Source organism: Bacteroidota bacterium (assembly GCA_016713765.1).
Taxonomy (GTDB): Bacteria; Bacteroidota; Bacteroidia; order AKYH767-A; family 2013-40CM-41-45; genus Pollutiaquabacter; species Pollutiaquabacter aromativorans.
This window is the reverse complement of record JADJON010000001.1, coordinates 1795572-1817101: the sequence shown is the minus strand read 5'-3', so window position 1 is coordinate 1817101 and position 21530 is coordinate 1795572. Positions and strand designations below refer to the sequence as shown.

At 52.5% G+C, this 21530-nt stretch carries 20 protein-coding genes and 1 tRNA gene; 9 read left to right on the top strand and 12 right to left on the bottom strand.

The window, feature by feature from the left end:
* Window positions 1–4: 4 nt before the first annotated feature.
* From purE to IPJ96_06850, 3 genes are all read left to right on the top strand, one after another.
* Window positions 5–505: a 5-(carboxyamino)imidazole ribonucleotide mutase gene (gene purE / locus IPJ96_06860; GenBank protein MBK7910068.1), complete on the top strand. Its 501-nt coding sequence runs from the start codon at window positions 5–7 to the stop codon at window positions 503–505.
* 79 nt (window positions 506–584) lie between these two features.
* On the top strand, window positions 585–1397 hold the full coding sequence (locus IPJ96_06855; protein MBK7910067.1) for a hypothetical protein: 813 nt from the start codon (window positions 585–587) through the stop codon (window positions 1395–1397).
* Window positions 1394–3379 (top strand): helix-hairpin-helix domain-containing protein, encoded by a 1986-nt coding sequence (locus tag IPJ96_06850; protein MBK7910066.1) that lies wholly within the window; start codon window positions 1394–1396, stop codon window positions 3377–3379. Before IPJ96_06855 ends, IPJ96_06850 begins: the two co-directional genes overlap by 4 nt.
* On the opposite strand, the gene IPJ96_06845 is transcribed toward IPJ96_06850, so the two are convergent.
* Genes IPJ96_06845 through IPJ96_06835 form a run of 3 tightly spaced genes read right to left on the bottom strand, consistent with a single transcriptional unit; the run spans window position 3364 to window position 6790 of the window.
* Entirely contained in the window at window positions 3364–4590 is a 1227-nt protein-coding gene (locus IPJ96_06845; protein ID MBK7910065.1) for a 3-phosphoshikimate 1-carboxyvinyltransferase, read from the bottom strand. The genes IPJ96_06850 and IPJ96_06845 overlap by 16 nt on opposite strands.
* The gene (locus tag IPJ96_06840) at window positions 4587–5678 is read right to left on the bottom strand and encodes a 3-dehydroquinate synthase (GenBank protein MBK7910064.1); all 1092 of its coding nucleotides are present in this window, start codon (window positions 5676–5678) and stop codon (window positions 4587–4589) included. Before IPJ96_06840 ends, IPJ96_06845 begins: the two co-directional genes overlap by 4 nt.
* Window positions 5678–6790: a bifunctional 3-deoxy-7-phosphoheptulonate synthase/chorismate mutase type II gene (locus IPJ96_06835; GenBank protein ID MBK7910063.1), complete on the bottom strand. Its 1113-nt coding sequence runs from the start codon at window positions 6788–6790 to the stop codon at window positions 5678–5680. Before IPJ96_06835 ends, IPJ96_06840 begins: the two co-directional genes overlap by 1 nt.
* Before the next feature lie 141 nt (window positions 6791–6931).
* Between IPJ96_06835 and IPJ96_06830 the strand changes: the two genes are divergently transcribed.
* Window positions 6932–8107 carry a proline dehydrogenase family protein gene (locus IPJ96_06830; GenBank protein ID MBK7910062.1) on the top strand — a complete coding sequence of 392 codons (1176 nt, stop codon included), beginning with the start codon at window positions 6932–6934 and terminating at the stop codon, window positions 8105–8107.
* Between the two features lie 8 nt (window positions 8108–8115).
* On the opposite strand, the gene IPJ96_06825 is transcribed toward IPJ96_06830, so the two are convergent.
* The 7 genes from IPJ96_06825 to IPJ96_06795 all read right to left on the bottom strand — a co-directional run bounded on the left by IPJ96_06825 (window position 8116) and on the right by IPJ96_06795 (window position 15207).
* Window positions 8116–9339 carry an alanine dehydrogenase gene (locus tag IPJ96_06825; protein MBK7910061.1) on the bottom strand — a complete coding sequence of 408 codons (1224 nt, stop codon included), beginning with the start codon at window positions 9337–9339 and terminating at the stop codon, window positions 8116–8118.
* The gene (gene tsaE, locus IPJ96_06820) at window positions 9332–9748 is read right to left on the bottom strand and encodes a tRNA (adenosine(37)-N6)-threonylcarbamoyltransferase complex ATPase subunit type 1 TsaE (GenBank protein ID MBK7910060.1); all 417 of its coding nucleotides are present in this window, start codon (window positions 9746–9748) and stop codon (window positions 9332–9334) included. Before tsaE ends, IPJ96_06825 begins: the two co-directional genes overlap by 8 nt.
* Before the next feature lie 4 nt (window positions 9749–9752).
* Complete coding sequence (locus IPJ96_06815) at window positions 9753–10397, bottom strand: ABC transporter ATP-binding protein (GenBank protein MBK7910059.1); 645 nt, start codon at window positions 10395–10397, stop codon at window positions 9753–9755.
* Complete coding sequence (lpxA, locus tag IPJ96_06810; protein ID MBK7910058.1) at window positions 10397–11185, bottom strand: acyl-ACP--UDP-N-acetylglucosamine O-acyltransferase; 789 nt, start codon at window positions 11183–11185, stop codon at window positions 10397–10399. Before lpxA ends, IPJ96_06815 begins: the two co-directional genes overlap by 1 nt.
* A 41-nt stretch (window positions 11186–11226) precedes the next feature.
* Window positions 11227–12693 carry a bifunctional UDP-3-O-[3-hydroxymyristoyl] N-acetylglucosamine deacetylase/3-hydroxyacyl-ACP dehydratase gene (locus IPJ96_06805; GenBank protein ID MBK7910057.1) on the bottom strand — a complete coding sequence of 489 codons (1467 nt, stop codon included), beginning with the start codon at window positions 12691–12693 and terminating at the stop codon, window positions 11227–11229.
* A 106-nt stretch (window positions 12694–12799) separates the two neighbouring features.
* Window positions 12800–13843 carry a UDP-3-O-(3-hydroxymyristoyl)glucosamine N-acyltransferase gene (gene lpxD, locus IPJ96_06800; protein MBK7910056.1) on the bottom strand — a complete coding sequence of 348 codons (1044 nt, stop codon included), beginning with the start codon at window positions 13841–13843 and terminating at the stop codon, window positions 12800–12802.
* A 143-nt stretch (window positions 13844–13986) separates the two neighbouring features.
* Window positions 13987–15207, bottom strand: coding sequence for an HD domain-containing protein (locus IPJ96_06795; protein MBK7910055.1), 1221 nt, complete (start codon window positions 15205–15207; stop codon window positions 13987–13989).
* A 219-nt stretch (window positions 15208–15426) separates the two neighbouring features.
* Here IPJ96_06795 and IPJ96_06790 point away from each other — a divergent pair, with 219 nt between their 5' ends.
* Complete coding sequence (locus IPJ96_06790; GenBank protein ID MBK7910054.1) at window positions 15427–16989, top strand: PglZ domain-containing protein; 1563 nt, start codon at window positions 15427–15429, stop codon at window positions 16987–16989.
* Window positions 16990–17066: 77 nt separating this feature from the next.
* On the opposite strand, the gene IPJ96_06785 is transcribed toward IPJ96_06790, so the two are convergent.
* Window positions 17067–17139, bottom strand: a tRNA-Gly gene (locus IPJ96_06785).
* A gap of 131 nt (window positions 17140–17270) precedes the next feature.
* On the opposite strand from IPJ96_06785, the gene IPJ96_06780 reads away from it, so the two are divergent.
* From IPJ96_06780 to IPJ96_06765, 4 genes are read left to right on the top strand one after another with little or no spacing between them, the layout of a single operon-like run.
* Window positions 17271–17747, top strand: a complete 477-nt coding sequence (locus IPJ96_06780; protein MBK7910053.1) for a DUF1573 domain-containing protein — start codon at window positions 17271–17273, stop codon at window positions 17745–17747.
* A gap of 24 nt (window positions 17748–17771) precedes the next feature.
* Window positions 17772–18224 carry a DUF1573 domain-containing protein gene (locus IPJ96_06775; GenBank protein ID MBK7910052.1) on the top strand — a complete coding sequence of 151 codons (453 nt, stop codon included), beginning with the start codon at window positions 17772–17774 and terminating at the stop codon, window positions 18222–18224.
* Window positions 18225–18259: 35 nt separating this feature from the next.
* On the top strand, window positions 18260–18703 hold the full coding sequence (locus tag IPJ96_06770) for a DUF1573 domain-containing protein (protein MBK7910051.1): 444 nt from the start codon (window positions 18260–18262) through the stop codon (window positions 18701–18703).
* Window positions 18704–18763: 60 nt separating this feature from the next.
* Window positions 18764–19990 carry a pyridoxal phosphate-dependent aminotransferase gene (locus IPJ96_06765; protein MBK7910050.1) on the top strand — a complete coding sequence of 409 codons (1227 nt, stop codon included), beginning with the start codon at window positions 18764–18766 and terminating at the stop codon, window positions 19988–19990.
* Window positions 19991–20042: 52 nt separating this feature from the next.
* Here the strand turns inward: IPJ96_06765 and IPJ96_06760 are convergent, their stop codons facing one another.
* Window positions 20043–21527 carry a T9SS type A sorting domain-containing protein gene (locus IPJ96_06760; GenBank protein MBK7910049.1) on the bottom strand — a complete coding sequence of 495 codons (1485 nt, stop codon included), beginning with the start codon at window positions 21525–21527 and terminating at the stop codon, window positions 20043–20045.
* Window positions 21528–21530 lie beyond the last annotated feature (3 nt).

The window sequence follows — 21530 nt, the reverse complement described above, 5'->3', positions numbered from 1 at the left end:
CGCAATGTCCAATCCACTTGTAGGTATCATCATGGGAAGCCAGTCCGACCTCTCCGTCATGCAAGACGCGGCTCAACTGTTGACTGAATTCGGCATTGCCCATGAGGTCAGGATAGTTTCCGCTCATCGGACACCGGAGTGGATGATGGATTATGCTAAGACAGCGGCCGACCGGGGCCTCAGGGTTATCATCGCGGGTGCCGGTGGCGCCGCCCATCTTCCGGGCATGGTAGCTTCGATTACACCCCTGCCGGTAATTGGAGTTCCGGTGCGATCAAGCAATTCCATCGACGGCTGGGACTCGATCCTTTCCATCCTCCAAATGCCCAATGGAGTTCCGGTTGCAACGGTAGCGATCAACGCGGCACAAAATGCGGGTATACTGGCCGCGCAGATATTGGGAGCTGCTGATCCCGAAGTCAGAAAAAAGGTTCTGGAATTCAAGAATTCACTCCGTGAAAAGGTGATGAATGCCAATGATGCCTTGAAAAAAGGGTCCTCCTAAGTGCCGGGGCACCTCCGCATATAATCAACCGCATTTACAGTTTCTTTCCGACAAACGACCCCGATAGTTTCGCGGTCGAATGTCCTATCGGTTGATCCTTCTCGCAGCGTGTCTCGCCCTTGCCAACGGTGTTCTTGCATCGAACATCCGCTCCTGGGGAATGGCGACGAGCGGCGTTTCGTTGAGTGACGAGATTGCCATTCTCACGAATCCCGCTTCTCCGGGAGATACCAGCGTTTCAACCGTGCAGGCGTATGTGGAAGATCGCTATGGGATCGGCCTGCTGCGGAATTGTGGGCTGGCTTTCGCTACCGCAGCAGGAAATCGCCGCATAGGAATGGAAGTCACCCAGACCGGGAAAGCACCTTATCGCAACAACCAGGTTAACCTTTCCGCCGGAATCACACTTTTCAACAAGTCCCGCTTCGGCATCTCGCTCAGAGCTTACCACCGATCTGTGCGTGAGCAGCAGCAGACCACGTCGATCCTGACGTGGGGCTCGTCCCTGGGGTGGTGGATTCAGCCATTTCCAAAGACGAGCCTTGGCCTGGTCATCGATCACCCTGAATCCATGACACGAACGATCTCCACCAATGTCGAGCAGCCAAGTATTCGCTGCGGATTGTCCTGGAGCCCTTTGCGGGCTATCAACTGGTCTCTGGAAGCTGTCCAACGCTCGGGAACGCCTATTGTAGTCGCATCCGGTATACGGTATCAGGCCACGAGTATGCTGGGGTTTTCCTGCGGCTGGAGATCGGATCGCATGCTACTGAGCATGGGTAGCAGCGTTTCGTTTTCAACCTGGAGATTGGATTTCTACTTCGAACAACATCGTCAACTGGGAACGCGTACCGGTGCAGCGCTGCTGTTCTTTCTCCACAAACGGTCATGAGAAGGCCTGAAGGATTGCTGACTTTACTGATGCTTGCCGCGATCTACAGCGTTCGGGCACAGGATAGTCTGCAGGAAATGAAGCCGATTGAAGCAATAGTCTGGCGCGAAGACGGAACCGACCGTGATGGCGCGGACGCGATGGAAGAGATCAGCCTGAGGATGAGTCAGCGCATCGATCTGAATACCGCGTCCCTGGAACACTTGAAAGAACTACCGGGTCTGACGAATGAGCAAGTGGAACGAATGATCGGCCATCGTGAGCGTTTCGGACCAATTCTTCGTATGGAAGAACTCCAGGTAATTGCCAGCCTGTCACCCGATGACATCCGGCGGATCGCGCCCTATATCAGAATCACGGATCGGCAAACCTTTGCCATCAAGAAAGCCCAGCTACGGCAGGAATTGATCGTTCGCCTTGGAGGAGCAGGAACGGTTTGGAATGGAACAGAACAAGAGTACAAGAATACCGCCGGGAACGGATTTCGAAGCCTCCTGCGCTATCGTATGCGAATCAGGGACCAGTGGACAATGGGATTACGGATGGAGAAGGATCCCGGCGAAGCCTGGTTGGACGATAAACGCCGACCGGATTATATCGCTGGCTTTATCAGCTATAATGGCAGAGGTTTGCTCCGCAAATTAATCGTAGGCGACTATGCGGTACAGTTTGGTCAAGGAAGTTTGGCATGGCTCGGCTTCGGAACAGGCTTCACGGCTGACCCCGCATTGTTGCGTCGACAAGCGCGTGGCATACTTCCCTATACATCTTCCGATGAAAATGCTGGTTTGCGCGGGGCCGCAATCTCACTTGGAAGAAAGTCCTTTACGATGGAACTGTTCGTCAGCTCCCGGAAACGTGACGCGGGAATTTCCGACGATTCGTTGGCCCAATTCTCTTCGCTTCAAACTTCCGGTATCCATAGTACCCAACAGGAAATCGCCGGGAAAGCCACGTTCCCGGTGACCATACTTGGTTGCCACGGATCATTCAGCGGAAAAAGTAAATCGCTTGGAGCAACCGCCCTCTTTCAGCATCTACCGAAAAATCTATCACCGAACGACAATGCCTATGCTCAATATCGAATCTTTCCGGAAAAAGTTGTCGCCGGATCCATCGACGGAACCTGGCACTGGCAAAACACAACATGCTTCTTCGAATCAGCCTATCGAAATGGCAGCCATAGTCTCATCGGTGGAATTCAGGCTGCGTTGGGAAAAAAGCTGAACGCCGGAATCCAATACCGGAATTTTGGCAGAGGACCAGTAACGCTCCTGAGCGATGCACCCGGTGAAAACATGCGCAACGAAAACGAAAATGGATTTGTGTTTTCTCTCCAGTCGCGTCTTTTACCTGTGTGTACGCTTCAGGTGTTGCTGCAAAAAACCACCTTTGATTGGCTTCGTTACCGCATCGACAGCCCCAGCATGCTGGATGAACAGCAACTACAGGTATTCTATAATCCTAACCGGAAGACACAATTCCGCTTACGCTATCGCAGAAGGTCTTATCCGGTCGGATCCAATAATGCATATGAACGAACCACATTTTCACAGTCGAGGGAAAGCATACGATTCTCCATGACAACCAGCCTCCCTCCTTTCCTCTCGTTGGAAACGCGGTTTGAGCATCTGCACGATGGAGACGAAAAAGGATGGCTGGCCTTTACCGACTGGTCTATAAGGCCGCTAAAGTCTCCGATACAAGGGACCATCCGCTTCGCCCTCGCCGAAACCACTTCCTATGCCGCCGCGATCTATAGCCAGGAGCCAGATGTGTTATATGGTTTTTCGATGCCCGGTTACTATGGGAACCTGACAAGAATCGTCGCCGTAATCAAATGGCGCGTAGCACGATCGCTGGACATTGCTGTCAAAAACGGATGGACACGATCCGGGCAAGATAGTAAACTGAATCATCCGGATGGGACGATAAAAAGCGATCTCTCGGTTCAATTACGCTGGAATCAAGGTTCCAACTGAACTTCGTAGCCCAGCTTACCCAGCGCTTTCCAAAATCCGGGAAAGGATTTAGCAACCTGCTCCGCATCCGTTACACGAATGTACCCGCATCGGGTTGCCAGCAGCGCCATGGCCATTACGATGCGGTGATCCGCGAATCCGTTTAGCAAGATCCCATCAGTCCGTAATGGCTGAGCGGAATGCAGCACCAAACCGTCATCGACTAAACTGCAATCCGCTCCCAATAACAGCAGGTTCTCCTCCATGGCCAACAGACGGTCGCTTTCTTTGTTGCGCAAATGCCCAAGGCCTGAAAAGCTGCCGGTCATTCCCATTCCCGCAGCAGCAGCACAAAGCGCCGGAAAAAGGTCTGGCTCCCCGCGCAAATCCAACTCGACCGAATTGGGATGTCTTCCCGTTCCTTCGAGCCGCCACCCGCTTTCATCAAATCCGGAGATCAATCCGAAATGACTTCCAAGGGTTGCCAGGCGCGCGTCTCCCTGAACGGAAGTTTCTTCAAGTCCGGGAAAAAGGATGGAAGCTTCGGGCGAAAGACAGGCCGCTTCAAAGAAAAAAGCCGCGGAACTCCAGTCCGATTCAACGACTGCGTTTTCAAGACGAACAGGTGCAGCGGAGATATGAATATCCTGACCATTAACATCCACCGGTATGCCGCATTTTCGGAGAATCGCCACCGTCATTGCTATATAAGGCGCCGATACCAGTTCCCCGTTCGTTCGAACTCGCAGACCCTGTGGCAGAAAAGGAGCCACCAACAAGAGAGCGCTGATGAACTGACTGGAAACGGAACCGTCCACCGTAATCGATCCGCTGACCAACTTTCCTCCTTGTATCTCCAGAGGCGGGTACCCATCCTTACCGGTATATCGGATGTCGGCGCCCAGGGTTCGTAGTGCTTCCACCAACGCACCCACCGGACGTTCTTGCATCCTGAGCGTTCCCGTCAACTGCCATTTGCCCGGTTTATAGGCCAGCATAGCCGTAAGAAAGCGGTAAACCGTACCGGCATCCTGTGCATCCAACACGGTAGTAGTGGAGTTCAACAACTCCTGCAGTAAACGCGTATCACGCGCTTCAGACAAATTCGCGATCGCAGCATCGCTGCCGGTCAGTGATCGCAGGAGTAAATACCGGTTCGATATGCTCTTGGACGCAGGCAGCAAGACCGTACCCGCTACTCGCTGTTGATGGAATCGCACACAGGCAATCATGCGACCGTTCGGGTTCGTGCCAGCGACTGCCGGATATAATCAACGGCCTCCGGCACCAGTTCGAGACCAACCGATACGCCGACTCGGCCCTCACCCCGCTTCTTGAGAAGACTGAAACGAACGGTCTCCTCCGAGCGCTTCTTGTCGTGCTGAAGGTGCCGGATCAATTCATCCACAGACCACTTCCAATGAAGTCCATGAAACGTCGTACATAACCAGTCAACCATTTCCCCGGCCTGATCCTGCGGCAAACCGCATAACAGGGTGGAAAGATAGATTTCTCCTATCATGCCCAGGGCAATCGCCTCGCCATGCAGCAAGTGATCATCCTCGGTTGAAAGCGAAACCGCTTCGATAGCATGACCAAGCGTATGACCGAAGTTCAACAACTGCCGAACATCCCTGTCTTCCGGATCGGCTGCAACAATCGATTGCTTGTATGCTACGGATAAACCGATCCATTCACTCCATTCAGTGACATTAAGAGAGCGGAGATCACGGTTGTTTGGAAACGAAAGTCCGGAAGACAGACACGCATGTTTGAAAATTTCCGCCAAACCCGAGCGCAGCTCGCGCGTTGGCAAGGTGCTCAGGAAGGCGGGATCAATATGAACACCGGCTGGCATGGAGAATATTCCGACCGGGTTCTTTACATGACCCAGATTGATCGCCGTCTTCCCTCCTACGGACGCGTCGACCATTGCGAGCAAACTTGTCGGAATCAGGTGGCAGGGAATTCCGCGATGATACGTGGCGGCAGCGAAGCCACCAAGATCGCAAACGGCCCCTCCACCGCAAATGAACAGACAGCTTTGTCGGTCGACTCCCTGTTCAAGCATGCATTGCCAGACATACGAAAGCGTTTCAACGGACTTGCAAGCTTCGCCGGCGGGTACTTCGATTACAACCGACTGACTCAGTGAAGGGCAATGTCGGATCAAATGCGGGAGGCAATGGATACGGGTATTCGCATCGACGAGGATGAACTTCTTTAACTTGTTGACAGTTCGTGCGAAATCTTCCAATCGACCCAGCGCATCCGCGCCGATCTGTATCGAATAGGATCCTGCATTGATCCGGTCCATCATCAGGAAGTAGGGGCAGCATCCTTGCCGTCCGACGTGGGATGACGGTAGAGGATCTGGCTCTGTTGGTGAATCGAATCTTCGTGGATGAGTTCCATCAAACGAACAACGAACTGCTTATTCAGATCCAGGCCTGCACCTGTTGCCGGACGCGTTCTCAAGATCTCATTCCAACGCTCCAACTGAAAAATGGTCATGTTATGCTCCCGCTTGTATTCCCCAATCTCCCGCACGGCTTGCATCCGAACGGCCAGTAACTCCAACAATTCATCATCGATCCGGTCGATTCGCTTCCGCAGATCATCGAGAACATGACGTACCACCGCATCATCGGTGGTCGGTTTGCGGAAAACAAGCCCGGCTATCAATGTCCTGAAGCCGTCGGGAGTCAACTGCTGTTCAGGGTCACTCAGGGCATTCGCCGGATCAGGATGAACCTCCACCATCAGTCCGTTGAATCCGAGGTCAATGGCCGTCTGCGCAACACCCGCAATCAATGCACGATCTCCGCATATATGGCTGGGATCGTTCAGGATGGGCAAAGTCGGTATACGCCGTTTCAATTCCAATGGCAAAGACCAGAGTGGCGCATTCCGATAACGGGATTTTTCATACGTATGGAATCCCCGGTGGATAGTAGCAAGCCGATGGATGCCGGCCTGATCCAATCGCTCCAGCGCACCGATCCACAATTCCAGGTCAGGATGAACCGGATTCTTTACCATCACCGGTATGTCGACGCCTCGCAAAGCCTCACAGATTTCCTGCACCAGAAATGGATTCACCGTCGTTCGTGCACCGATCCATAACACATCGATTCCGGCCGTCAAGGCCTCACCAACGTGAAATGGACTGGCAACCTCCACCATCACCGGCATCCCTACCGAGACCCCGGCATCCTTCAACCAGGTAAGCGCTTCCGATCCGATTCCCTGAAAACTGCCCGGACGGGTACGCGGTTTCCAAATGCCTCCGCGAAGCATCCCTACACCCGAGCCGGCTAATGCCCGGGCAATCGCGTTGATCTGAGTGGGTGATTCAACCCCACATGGGCCTCCGATCAAAAGCGGCTGTGCCAGACCAAGTCTCCAGTGCTCAATATCAGGAAGTTGCATAATTGCAGCCATTGCCGGATCAAAGATAACAATCAGGCCGTAAGCATTTTACCTGCCAGAAAAACAAACAAGTCGGTATTTGGTTGCATGATTTGCCGCATTGAAGAATCAGCGGGAATCGTGTAGGTTTGCCACTCGCTTATGAAGAATTTCATCGTTTCTTTCGACGATACCCAAACGGCATTTTCAGCCAAGTCGGATGCGGACCTCCGACGGGCTTACGGACTGTTTCGCCTCATCAGCTACAACTGGTTGGTCAGGATCAGTCCGCCGTTCGTGAATGCGGCCCTTGCCTTACACTTGCCTGTCAAAGGCATCATTCGCAGTACGATCTTCCGCCATTTCTGTGGTGGTGAAACGATTGAAGCCTGCGACGGTACCATCCGCTCCCTGGCACAATTCAGGATCGGCACCATTCTCGACTATTCTGTGGAAGGTAAAGAAAGCGAGGTGGATTTCGACCACGGTCTAGAACAAACGCTGGCTACGATCCGTCGCGCGAAAGGTGATCCCCATATTCCTTTCTCGGTTTTCAAGCCCAGCGGCTTTGCCCGGTTCGCCTTACTTGAAAAGTTGAATGCGGGACAGACACTCTCCGAAGCGGAGCAGCTGGAATTCACGCGTTTCCGGAAACGTGTGGAAACGATCTGTGAACTGGGAGCAGCGAACGGTGTACCCATTTTCGTTGATGCCGAAGAGAGTTGGATCCAGGATGTTGTGGACCAACTGGTACGGGAAATGATGATGCGCTTCAATAAGGAGCGTGTCATGATCTTCAATACCCTCCAGATGTACCGGCACGACAGGATCGACTATCTCCGTCAATCGCTTGAACACGCCAAAGTGAATGGATATAAAGCCGGCTTCAAACTGGTACGTGGCGCGTATATGGAAAAGGAACGGGAACGTGCCGAAAAAATGGGGTACCCCTCTCCGATCCAACCCGACAAGACCGCAACCGACCGTGATTATGATGCCGCGCTTCGCCTGTGTATGGAACGTATCGAGGATGTGGCGATCTGCGCCGGAACGCACAATGAAGCCAGCAGCTTGTTGTTGACTGAACTCATGCAGTCGAAAGGCCTGGCCACTGATCACCCGCACGTCTGGTTCTCGCAACTTTACGGAATGAGCGACCACATCAGCTTTAATCTTGCGAAAGCCGGCTACAACGTCTGCAAGTACGTTCCATACGGACCATTGACCGCTGTACTTCCCTACCTCATTCGCAGAGCGCAGGAAAACACTTCGGTTGCCGGACAAACAGGCCGGGAACTTTCACTCATCATCCAGGAACGGAAACGCAGAAGAACCTGATGCGGCGATCAGATTCGGGCAGCCTGTAACAGGTCGAGATCCTTGTACGGCAGCTTGGACGCATCAGCAACGTAGCGATTGGTGATCGATCCGCGGAACATATACACTCCCCGTCGAACGAGTTTGTCTTTCCACAGTAATTCATCCAGGCCTCCAACTTCGCCGGCATTGATCAGCATGGGCGTGAAAATGTTGGACAATGCGGTGGAAGCAGTTCTGCTGACACGGGAAGCTATGTTCGGTACGCAATAGTGGACGACACCATATTTCCGGAAAACAGGCTGCGAATGGTTCGTCACTTCGGAAGTTTCAAAACAACCGCCCTGGTCGATGCTCACGTCGACAATCACGGAACCCACCTGCATTTCGCTGACCATTTCATCGGTCACTACCACGGGAGTACGCCCTTCGCTGCTGCGTAATGCGCCAATGGCGACGTCGGCATGCTTCAGCTCTTTGAGCAGGATGCTGGGCACGATGGTCGATGTGAAGATGCGATTCCCGAGGTGATTCTGGATCCGCCGGAGTCGCTGCACACTGTTGTCAAACACTTTTACGGTTGCTCCAAGACCCAAGGCGGCCCTGGCAGCATATTCGCCAACGGTTCCCGCACCGATGATGACCACTTCGGTAGGCGGGATACCGGCCACGCCACCCAGCAATTCGCCCTTCCCATTGAAAGCGTTGCTCATGTATTCGGCTGCGATCAGGATGCAGGCACTGCCGACGATTTCGCTCATCGCCTGGATGATCGGGTAAACTCCGGAATCGTCGTGCATGAACTCATAACCGATGGCCGTGATCTTTTTCGAAGAAAGCTTGCGAACATATTGTTCGTTCTGCATGCTCATCTGAAGAATGGATACGAGCGTCTGACGCGTTTTGAGAAGATCCAATTCCTTTTCAGATGGCGGAGCGACTTTCAAAACGACGTCGCACTGGAAGACCTCTTCCACGGAGTAAACAATGCGCGCGCCTGCTTCGCTAAAGTCGGAATCCTGGAAATTGGATGCGGCGCCCGCTCCGGCTTCGATGATGATCTCGTGTCCGTTCGCGGTTAGCTGAGCAACGGCTTCGGGCACCAGCGGAATGCGATTCTCCTGAAAGGAAGTTTCTTTTGGAATGCCGATGAGCAGTTTCTTCTCCTGCTTGTGCACCTCCACCATCGCCTCCTGGGGCATCAGCGCGGAGGCTGCAAGACGCGATATTCCGGAACGTGAATGTTCAGACATGGGAAAACTCGAATCGTCGATAACCGTCGACAACCGTGATTCGGACGTCGATCCTTGGATTTGGCAATAAATTTAGCACTTTTTCCGGCCATTCCAGCAGACACCATTGGCCACTATCAAGGTATTCCTCCAAACCGATCTCGACTGCTTCTCGCTCCTGCTTCAGACGGTAGAAATCGAAATGATAGATCCTATTCCCGGAAGGTCCGGGGTACTCGTTGACGATGGAAAAGGTCGGACTGGTCACGGGTCCATGAACTCCCAAACCCGTGCAAAGACTTTTAATAAAGGTCGTCTTCCCGGCTCCCATTTCACCGTAAAAAGCAAGCACCCGAACATCACCGGCATAGCGGATCAATGCATCGGCGACTTCTCCCAGGCGGTCCAGGCTTATGCCTTCCAACACCATGCTTCTATCCCTTTATGATTCGTTTCCAATCCGTCACTTGCAACACCCTGTCACAAAAGGAATATTCCTCGGCAATGTTATTGGAACAAACCACCAGGATCCGCCCTGCTCCATGCTCCTCGATCAGCTGTTGGTACCATCGGATACCTTCCCGATCAAGATTCGAACAAGGCTCGTCGAGCAGCAAAACATCCGTATCACTCAATACCGCCAGTGCGAGCCGGACCCGCTGCTTCATGCCCGAAGAAAAGTACTTCACCACCTTATCGGCAGAATCCGACAAATTCGCGATCCGGATCACATCTTCCGGCATCAAACCATTTCGGAGCTGTTTAAAGGAACAATGAAAAGCAACCGACTCGCGAAGCGTAAACTCTTCGATCAATTCCAGGTAAGGGGCCGCCATGGAGATACTCGGATAGACCAAATCAGGATCCACCAACTGGTCGTGTTGGAAATGCCGGACAGCACCTTCGGTCGGGAGAACATATCCGGCTATCAGTTGTAAGAGGGTGGATTTACCGGAACCATTGGGTCCCATCACCGCAATGCGGTCTCCTGAACTTAGCGAGAGTTCTACACCCCGAAAAATCCATTCACGTAAATACCGCTTACCTGCCTTTTCTAAACTGATCTTGTACGCGCTCATCACTCATCACTCTGCGCGGCATACCCTTTCATCAGACCACGGCTGGACTTACGGATAAAATCAAGAATCAGTTTTCGCTCGGCGGATGCGGGAATGTCTTGTTCAACTGCCTCGATGGCGTGTGTAATGTTTAATCCGCTGACGAACACCTTGCGGTAGATCTCCTGTATCTGTGCGATCTGATCGTTGGAGAAGCCACGCCGCCGCAGGCCCAAGGCATTCACCCCGACATATGCCAGGGGTTCGTGAGCAGCTTTCACGAACGGCGGCACATCTTTTCGCACCAGGGATCCACCGGAAATCATCACATGCGATCCGATCTGTACGAATTGATGGATCGCCGACAGTCCGCCGATAATGGCATAATCATGAATCTCGATATGTCCAGCCAGCGTGACGCCGTTGGCCAGGATACAATGATCGCCGACAAAGCAGTCGTGCGCGATGTGGACGTAAGCCATCAGCAGATTGTGCGCACCGACCACCGTTTTTCCCGCCGCGGTGGTACCACGATTGATCGTGACATACTCCCGGATGGTCGTATGATCGCCAATCTCAGCAGTGGTCTTTTCGCCTGCGAACTTCAGGTCCTGCGGGACCGCGGAAATAACAGCGCCTGGGAATATTCGAACATGCTTTCCGATCCGTGCACCAGGGAAAATGGTGACGTTGCTTCCGATCCAGGTGCCCTCACCGATCTCGACATCCTCGTGGATGACGGTGAACGGATCGATCTTAACATCCTTGCCGATCTTCGCCTCCGGGTGGATCCAATTCAGTGCTTGCATAGGCTTCGGCTCGATGGCAGTGGCTTCGTTAGTTGGCCGGTTCATTTTTTCTTGTCTCGGCGCACGATTTGCGCCATCATCTCAGACTCCATCACCACTTTGTCGCCGACAAAGGCCTTTCCGCGCATATGACAGATGCCGCGCCGGATCGGGCTGATCAATTCAAGGTGAAAAAGTAACGTATCACCCGGCACCACCATATCGCGGAACTTGGTGTTATCGATCTTGATGAAATACGTGAGGTAGTTCTCCGGATCCGGGACCGTATTCAGCACTAAAATGCCTCCCACCTGGGCCATCGCTTCGATCTGGATCACGCCCGGCATGACCGGCGCACCGGGAAAATGTCCGGGAAAGAACCATTCGTTCATCGTAACGCTCTTCACCCCGACTACATGACGGTCGGAAAGTTCAAGGATCTTGTCGATGAAGAGGAACGGCGCACGGTGAGGCAGGAATTTCATGATGCCGTTCACGTCAAACATCGGCGGGACATTCGGGTCATACTTGGGCGGACGCTCCTTGAAACGCTCCCGCTTCATGATTTCCTTGATCTGTCGGGCAAAGGCGACGTTCGCGACGTGCCCCGGACGTGCAGCCAGGATGTGTCCCTTGATCGGTGCTCCGACGAGCGCGAGGTCACCAACAATATCCAACAGTTTATGTCGTGCCGGTTCGTTGATATAACGCAATTTCACGTTATCCAGAAAACCACGTTCGGCTTTTACGTTTTGCTTGTGAAAGACGCCGGCGAGATAATCAAGCTTCTCCTGCGGGATGGGCTTGTCCACCACCACGATCGCGTTATTGATGTCGCCGCCTTTGATCAGGTTGTGCTGCAGCAGCATCTCCAACTCATGGAGAAAAACAAACGTACGGCATCCTGCGATCTCTGACTTGAATTCGCGGACATTATAAAGCGAAGCATGCTGTGTGCCGAGGAGATCACTGTTATAATCCACCATCACCGTGATGCGATACTCATCACTCGGAACAGCCAGCATCTCCGTTTTGCGGGAAGGATCTTCGTAGGTCAGGTTCTCCTGCAATACAAAGTACTTCCGTTCGGCCGACTGCTCCACAATACCGACCCGCTCCAGCAGTTCGATGAACGGGAGCGAACTTCCGTCCAGGATCGGAATCTCCGGCCCGTCAACTTCCATGAGAGCGTTATCGATCTCCATTCCCACCAGCGCTGCAAGCACGTGTTCGATCGTACTGACCCGGGCCCCGTCCTTGACGAGCGTGGTCCCGCGTTCGGTATCCCCGACAAAATCGACATCCGCATCGATGACCGGTTTCCCGGGAAGATCAACACGACAGAACTTGTAGCCATGATGCTCCGGAGCCGGGCGAAATGTCAGGTTGACGCTTGCACCCGTATGCAATCCCACTCCGGAAATGGTAATGGAGTCTTTGATCGTCGTTTGAAAAACCGGAACACCCGCAGCAGGCTTGGCTACTGCAGTCTTCGGCGTAGCCTCTGCAATAATCTGATTTTCAGGCATCTGAAAAATGATTGGCCCCATGTCCGGGTAGGCGGACAAAGTTGGGGGTCGCCAAAATTAAAAAATAAATCCACAGTAAAAAGCCCGAATTCGGGCCAAAAACAGCTTAACCCATCAGCTGTTTTAGATCCACCAGCATTTGCTCCAACTCCTGGATCCTGCGTTCCAACTGAGGAAGCTTTCGGAAGACCACATAGGTTCGCTTGTAGTCGCCGATGTTAAAAGCGGGAGAACCCTGAACAATCTCACCCGGGGTTACGATACTGGAACCGATACCCGACTGGGCAGCGATCTTGACCTGATCCGCGATTGTGATATGTCCAACGATTCCAACCTGGCCACCGATCATACAATCGCGTCCAATCTTGGTTGACCCGGCAACTCCGGTTTGTGCAGCAATAACAGTATTCTCTCCTATCTCCACATTGTGGGCGATCTGAATAAGGTTATCCAACTTTGCGCCCTTGCGGATGATCGTTGATCCCAGGGTCGCACGATCGACCGTACTGTTAGCCCCGATCTCCACGTGGTCTTCGATGATCACATTGCCGATCTGGGCAACTTTCTGGTATTGGTTTTCCCGGTTCGGTGTAAATCCGAAACCATCGGCTCCTACGACCACTCCTGTATGCAACGTACAATCCTTCCCGATTACACAGTCGGAATAGACACGGGCACCGGCAAAAAGGGTGGTATTGTCGCCGATTACCACATTATCACCGATGTAGACCTGCGGATAAATCTTGACGTTCTTTCCAATACGGGCATTGTTCCCCACATAGGCGAATGCACCGACATAACATCCTTCACCGATCGATGCGGTTGGTGCAAGGAACGAAGGTTGTTCGATGCCTTTCTTATCGCGTTGGAGCTGATTGTAGATCTCCAGCAATTTGACAAATGCCTGGTAGGCATCCGGTACGCGCAAAAGGGCAGGGATAACCGGTTGTACGGGTCGAAAATCCTGATTGACGATCGCCAGTGAAGCCTTCGTGGTGTAGAGGAAGGATTCGTACTTCGGGTTAGCTAAAAAAGTAAGAGAACCCGGAACACCTTCCTCGATCTTGCTCAGCTGATTTACCTTGATGCCGGGATCACCTTCCAGCGTCCCGTTCAGCAACTCACAGATCTGTTTTGCGGTAAATTCCATGGTCCGAATTGAGGTTCTAAGGTACGGCTAAAGTACAATAGCAGTCAATTGCTGTTTAGCTAACCACCTAAAAACGAGCGAAAAACAGGGATATTGGCGTGAAAAAATAAAATGACGATGAACCGACGGGAAAGGCTATCGGATCACTTCGGGAACAAGAGGTAATGCTTTTCCACGGTTGTGCTGAGTTCCTTAATATTCAGGGTGTCCGCCGCTTCCGCAATATCTTTCACGGTACCGTCCTTCAGGATGATATTGATCTTATCGCTGCTGGAATTATAGGCATTATTGACGATGCTGCCGGTCTCCAGAAAATAGTGCATATCCCGCTCATCGACTGAAAACCGGTCCCGGATCCGTTCACTGATTTCCCGGATTTCAGACTCGGAGAATGGATCCTTTCTCAATACGATCTTGAACAGTCGCCGGTTGACCAGTCGGAAACACAATTCACGCAGAATGTAATCCGGGCCTTTGCTCCAGATCTTGACAGCTGTTGTGATATCACTGTCATCCAACTCCGCGAAAGCATCCAGCAAGTCGGGACGTTCGCGGAAATCATCCAGCGTAAACGAATTTCGCAGAAAGAGATCCAAGGCGGGTGTGGCGAACAAATGCTGCCCGGAGCGCACCAATTCCCCTGCCCGTTTCAGAATACTGATCAGCAATCTTTCCGCTCCTACTACGGTCTTGTGTAGATAAACCTGCCAGTACATCAGCCGACGGGCAACGATGAACTTTTCGATGCTGTAGATGCCCTTCTCTTCAATGGCCAGTTGGTCGTCTTGCACTTCCAGCATCTTGATGATTCGGTCATGGCTGATAACCCCCTCGCTTACACCGGTAAAAAAACTATCCCTGCTCAGGTAATCGAGGCGATCCATATCAAGTTGACTGGATACCAATTGGTGCAGAAATCGTTTGGGATATTGATCTCTGAAAATGGTAAGCGCCAATTGCAGCGATCCGTCGAAATCCCGGTTCAGGCGATCCATGAACAAGGAGGACAATTCCTCATGCCGGATCCCCGGAACGATGCTGTCTTCGAGCGCATGTGAAAACGGACCGTGCCCGATATCGTGGAGCAGTATCGCGATGGTGACAGCCTCCGCCTCCTCTGGCGTAATGAGATGCCCCTTCGACCGAAGTACCTCGACAGCCTCTCCCATCAGGTGCATGGCGCCCAGCGCATGATGGAACCGTGTATGCAATGCGCCAGGATAAACCAGGTGCGTCATGCCAAGTTGCCGGATCCGGCGCAACCGCTGGAAATATGGATGCTCGATCAACAGGAACACCCGCTCACTGGGGAGCCGAATGAATCCATAGATCGGGTCATTGACGATTTTTAACTGGTTGGCCACAGGCTATTGCATGGTTCTTGCGTGAACCGCGGCAAATATCGGTCTTTCCACGGGATTCATTTCTCTCTTCGGATTCAATTAAAGCGGAAACCTGCCGTTGATGAGCAGTCGGAAAGTTTTCCGGACGATTCCAAACCGAGATAATACTGAAATCCCCTCATGAGACCCACAGTTGCTACCTTTGACGCAGGCACCACCGCCCCCTTCCTCCCGCTGAATATGGACAAGATCCGAATACTCTGGGCCGACGATGAAATCGACCTCCTGAAACCCCACCTCCTCTTCCTTCAGGAAAAAGGCTACGATGTTACCACAGTAACCAACGGCGAGGATGCATTGGAGGCGGTCAGGAAGAGCGATTTCGCGATCGTATTTCTGGATGAGAACATGCCCGGTCTGTCAGGCCTCGAAACCCTTTCCCGACTCAAGAACATCCGGGCGGACGTACCGGTAATCATGATCACGAAAAGCGAAGAAGAGCACATCATGGAACAGGCGATCGGCAGCAAGATCGCCGACTACCTGATCAAACCGGTCAATCCCAACCAGATCCTGCTTGCACTGAAGAAGAACCTGGAAAACAAACGGCTGATCAGCGAAAAGACCACCTCCGACTACATGCAGGACTTTCGCCAGATCGGTATGTCCTTGAGCGATAAACTGAATTGGCAGGAATGGCAGGAGGTCTACCGGAAACTCGTATTCTGGGAACTTGAGTTGGAAAAATCCTCGGATCAGAGCATGTACGAGATTCTGACCTCTCAGAAGAATGAAGCCAACAACCTTTTCTCCCGCTTCGTCGAGCGCAATTACCTGCAATGGTTACGTACGCCGGACGAGCAGGCTACGCCGGTGCTTTCGCACCAATTGATGAAGAAGCGGATCCTCCCTGCGGTGGACGCTTCGGCTGATCCGGTCTTCCTGATCCTGATCGACAACCTGCGGTACGATCAATGGAAAACGATACAACCGATCCTGGCGGATCTCTACCGCGTTCAGGACGACGAATTGTACTGCGGTATCCTGCCCACCGCCACCCAGTATGCCCGAAACGCCATCTTCGCCGGTTTGATGCCTTCAGAAATCGAGTCCCGGTTCCCACAATGGTGGAAGAACGACGAAGACGAGGGCGGCAAGAACATGCACGAAGCGGATTTCCTTGGCGACACACTGAAAAGATTCCGCAAAGAGTACAAGTTCTCGTATACCAAGATCACCAATCACAACGAAGGCAAGGAATTGGTCGAGTCGCTCTCCAATAAAATGCAGAATAAGCTGAATGTGATCGTCTACAATTTCGTTGATATGCTTTCGCACGCCCGTACGGAAATGGAGATGATCCGTGAGCTTGCAGACGACGAAGCAGCCTACCGGTCATTGACCAAATCCTGGTTTGAACACTCGCCACTGCTCGAAGCCTTACGCCGCCTTGCCGAGAAGAAGGTCCGGCTCATCATCACAACCGACCACGGAACGATCCGCGTGAAGGAACCGGTGAAGATCGTAGGTGACCGGAGCGTAAATTCAAACCTCCGTTACAAGCAGGGGCGCAACCTCAATTACGATAAGAAAGATGTCTTCGAAGTAAAAAACCCGGCCGATGCGTTTCTGCCGCGCGTTAACCTCTCCCAGGCATTCGTCTTTACACGGGGTGATCAGTTCTTTGCCTACCCGAACAACTACAATTACTACGTTTCCTTCTACCGGAACACCTTACAGCACGGAGGCATTTCGTTGGAGGAAATGGTGATCCCATTTGCTGTCCTGACTTCTAAGGCCTGATCCAAGCTTCCACTTGCGCAAAGGCCCGGAAATCCTCGATTTCCGGGCCTTTGATCTTGGAGGAAAAATGAAGTAGGAGCGGCGAACGGGATTCGAACCCGCGACTTTCAGCTTGGGAAGCTGACGCTCTACCAACTGAGCTATCACCGCTGTTCAGTACAAAATTAGCCATTCCCTCGTTAATACTGACTTCATTGCAGCCTGATTACTTTTGGCAAAGGATTTGCAATAAGACCGCGCCAAAGCCTCAATCCGTATCTTTGCGTAAACCCGCTATCACTATGAAAAAAATAACTACTTCGCTGTGCATCATGTTCTTACTGGCGCTGACCAGCCAGGCGCAGGATGCAGCTCCAGCCCCCAAAGCCGATAACCCTAACGCACCGGAAATCACGTTTGAAAATGAAACACACGATTACGGCACCATCAAACAGGGAGCGGACGGCAATTGTGAGTTCAAGTTCAAAAATACGGGCAAAGAACCTTTGATCATCTCCAACGCCAAGGGAAGTTGCGGCTGCACCGTACCTACCTACCCGAAAGAGCCGATCATGAAAGGACAAACCGGGGTGATCAAGGTTCATTACGACACCAAACGCGTCGGCGCCTTCACGAAAACGGTAACCATCAACTCGAACGGAAAAACGGATACCAAAGTCCTGACCATAAAAGGAGTTGTTGAAGCTTCTGAAGAAACTTCCGATCAGGCAATGCCGTTCAAGAAGACCGGCGGTATGCCGCTTGAAAACTCGAAATAATTCGATCAACCCTCCTCATCCACTATGAAAAAGATCACCGCAATTTTTGCTTTCCTGCTGACATTGTCGACCACTTCCAGCTTCGCTCAAACCGAAAAGAAGACGCTCGACAACATCGGTAACGCATCCAATCAGGCCGAATTCACCTTTGAGAAGGACGAATACGCCTTTGGTACGATCACGCAGGGCCAAACCGTTTCCTACGATTTCACCTTCACCAACACCGGAAACGAACCCCTCATCATCACCAACGCCCAGGCATCCTGCGGCTGTACGGTTCCGCAGTGGCCGAAAGAACCGATCATGAAAGGACAGAGTGGCACGATCAAGGTCACGTTCAACTCGACCGGTAAGTTGGGAGTGCAGGATCGCACGGTAACCATCACCTCCAACGCGAAGCAAAATCCGATGGTGTTGCATTTGAAAGGCACCGTGGACAAACCGGTAGAACAACCGGCCGCACAACCAACGAAATAAGTTCACCCTAAACCAACCACATAATTAAACAACCAATGAAAAAAGCGATCCTGGCAGTCAGCATGTTCCTGTTCGTGGCGGCTGCTCAAGCACAAACTCCGGCAGCTCCGGCATCTTCGGCTGCAGCTGTCGACAACAAGAACGCGGCTGACTTCAAATTCGACGTGGAAGAGTACAACTTCGGCTCCATCAAGCAAGGAGATAAGGTTACCTACGACTTCAACTTCGTCAATACCGGTAAGGATCCTTTGATCATCACCGAAGCGCACGGCTCCTGTGGTTGCACCGTACCTTCTTATCCGAAAGAGCCGATCGCAAAAAGCGCGAAAGGAACCATCCATGTCGAGTTCAACTCGACCGGCAAAATGGGTATGCAAGACAAGACCATTACCATCACCTCCAATGCCAAAAGCGGACAAAAGGTGTTGCACCTTAAAGGAAACGTCGAAGCACCGGAAAAACCGGCTGAGACCAAGTAATCAGGGAAATTCCTAATTTTAAGCCCTCCCACAAGGAGGGCTTTTTTATTTCCCGCTTCCATGCCGAAGATCTCAACGAAAGGCGCATCCATGCCGCCTTCTCCTATCCGGAAACTGGTACCCTTTGCTGAACAAGCTAAAAAAGCAGGGCGCACCGTCTATCATCTAAACATCGGTCAACCGGACATCGAGACGCCGGATTCCATGTTGGATGCCATTCATCATTTCGCGCCGAAAGTCGTCGAATACAGCCACTCTGCCGGCATTGAGTCCTACCGGAAGAAACTCACTACCTACTACAAGCGGTACCAGATTGAACTCGACTACACCGACATCCTGATCACCACCGGAGGTTCGGAGGCCATCGAGATCGCCATGATGAGCTGTCTCGACGAAGGCGATGAGATCATCATTCCGGAACCCTTCTATGCCAACTACAACGGATTTTCCACCCAGGCACATGTCAAGGTAGTACCCATCCGTTCAACCATCGAAAGCGGCTTCGCCCTTCCTCCAGTTGCCGAGTTCGAGAAACTGATCAGCCCGAAAACACGGGCAATCATGATCTGCAATCCGAACAATCCGACCGGGTACCTCTACTCGAAGGAAGAACTCGAATCGCTACGGGACATCGTGCAAAAGCACGACCTCTGGCTGTTCTCCGATGAGGTCTACCGTGAATTCTGTTACGACGGCAAACAATACACATCCGTCATGCACCTGAAAGGCATCGAGCAGAACGTGGTCATGCTTGATTCCATTTCGAAACGCTACAGCGCCTGTGGTGCCAGAATCGGAGCCCTGATCACCCGCAACAAGGACCTTCAGGCTACCGCCCTTCGGTTCGCCCAGGCACGTCTCAGTCCTCCTACATTTGGACAAGTGGCTGCCGAGGCGGCAATTGACACACCGGACGAATATTTTACCAAAGTCAAAAAGGAATACGTTGCCCGACGGGATTTTGTAGTCAGCGCGCTCAACCAGATGGACGGCGTATACTGCCCCAAACCGAGTGGAGCATTTTACTGCATCGCACGTCTTCCTATCGACAACGCAGACAAGTTTTGTCAATGGTTACTGGAATCATTTTCCTGGCAGAATCAGACCGTTATGCTGGCGCCTGCCACCGGCTTCTACTCTCGTCCCGATTTGGGTACAGACGAAGTTCGTATCGCTTACGTACTCAATCTGGACTCACTGAAGAATGCCATGAAATGCCTCGAAGAAGCATTACGTGTTTACCCCGGCCGCGTAGAAAAGAAGATGGCAGCGGGCAACCTGGCCTGATCAGAGCCCGGAGAAAACAAAAAGAGCGGAGAAAGTTCTCCGCTCTTTTTGTTTATCGCTCCAGTGCTATTCGATGCACCAACGTACTTCCATCCCCTCCGGAAAGACGGAGCAGATAGAGTCCATTCGAAAAGGAGCTGAGGTCCAGCGATTGTTCAATTCCATCCACTTCGACTTGCGGCAGCAATTGCCGACCAGTAACGTCCAGCAGATCGATCAGGATGCGACGCCCCGGCAATGCGGATGCATCTATGCGAATAACTCCAGCCGTTGGGTTCGGAAAGATCCGCACGGGAGTAAGCACCTGTTCGTCTATGCCCACGGTACTGCACCCCTGAGAGGTGGCCAACTGGGAACGGGTCAGGTTGATACTGGCCCAGGACCTGGTTTTTTGCCCTTCGGTAAATAGCTGCATACAGGCGTCGTCCACATAGTCCATGAAATTCATGAACATGTCGCCATTGGGACCATTTGAACACGTCACGTGCGGGAAGGAAGGACATTGCGCATTCGAAGCCTCCTGAGTCGGCGTATCGCCGACAAAATCATCACCACAAACATCATCACCCCAGATATGCCGGAGATTCAGCCAATGGCCGACTTCGTGCGTCGCGGTACGTCCTTTATTGAATGGAGCAGTTGCCGTACCGATCGTTCCAAAATAGGTGTACCCGATCACCACGCCATCGGTCTGAGGTGAGGTAGCAAGATCGGCAGGGAACTGGGCGTAACCCAACAATCCACCTCCGAGATTGCAAACCCATAGATTCAGATACTTCTGAGGATTCCAAGGGTCATGGCCACCCGATGCTGCGGACTTCATCAGGTTATCGGGCCCGAACTCGGTGATGGACGTCTGGGTCCGTGTTATGCCGTTTGTAACAGCGCCGGATGGATCACGATCGGCGAGGCAGAACTCGATCTTATAGTCGGCTGCCAGGCTTCGGTACACAGAAGGAACCAACGAGAGATCGGAATTGATCTTTCGGTAATCGGCATTCAGGGCTTCTAACTGAGAGGCGATCTGCGCATCGCTGATGTTCTGACCGGCGGTGTTGTAAACCACATGGACAACAACCGGAATGGTCAAATCGGGAGGATTGGAACTACCACCACCGGTAGCGATCAGCGTGATCGTCACATCCATATCGATCTGATTATTCTGACATTGAAACTGATCGAGGAGGATGTCATAGTCACCGGTCACCGCAGGCACAAAATCGATGGAAGATGGTCCGCCGGCAACACCACAACCGTCGTCGTCGTAGCCGACCGGAGACCCGCCATTGGCAGGGTAAATAGTGATCTCCGAATCGAAGGTAGCGGTGCTGCAGGTGGAAATTCGGTAGGTGTTCCCGGCTACCATGCCGGTGACCCGGTTGAACTCACCCGCCCAGGTCTGCTGGGCAACTACCGAGTTTCCCACAACCGTGGGCGCAGCGCCACTCAGGTAAGCGGTGTTGTCGTTAGGGCACTGACCAAGTAGCGCCTTGCCTGATAAAAGCAATAGTGCGCTGAACAGTAGATTTTTCTTCATGGC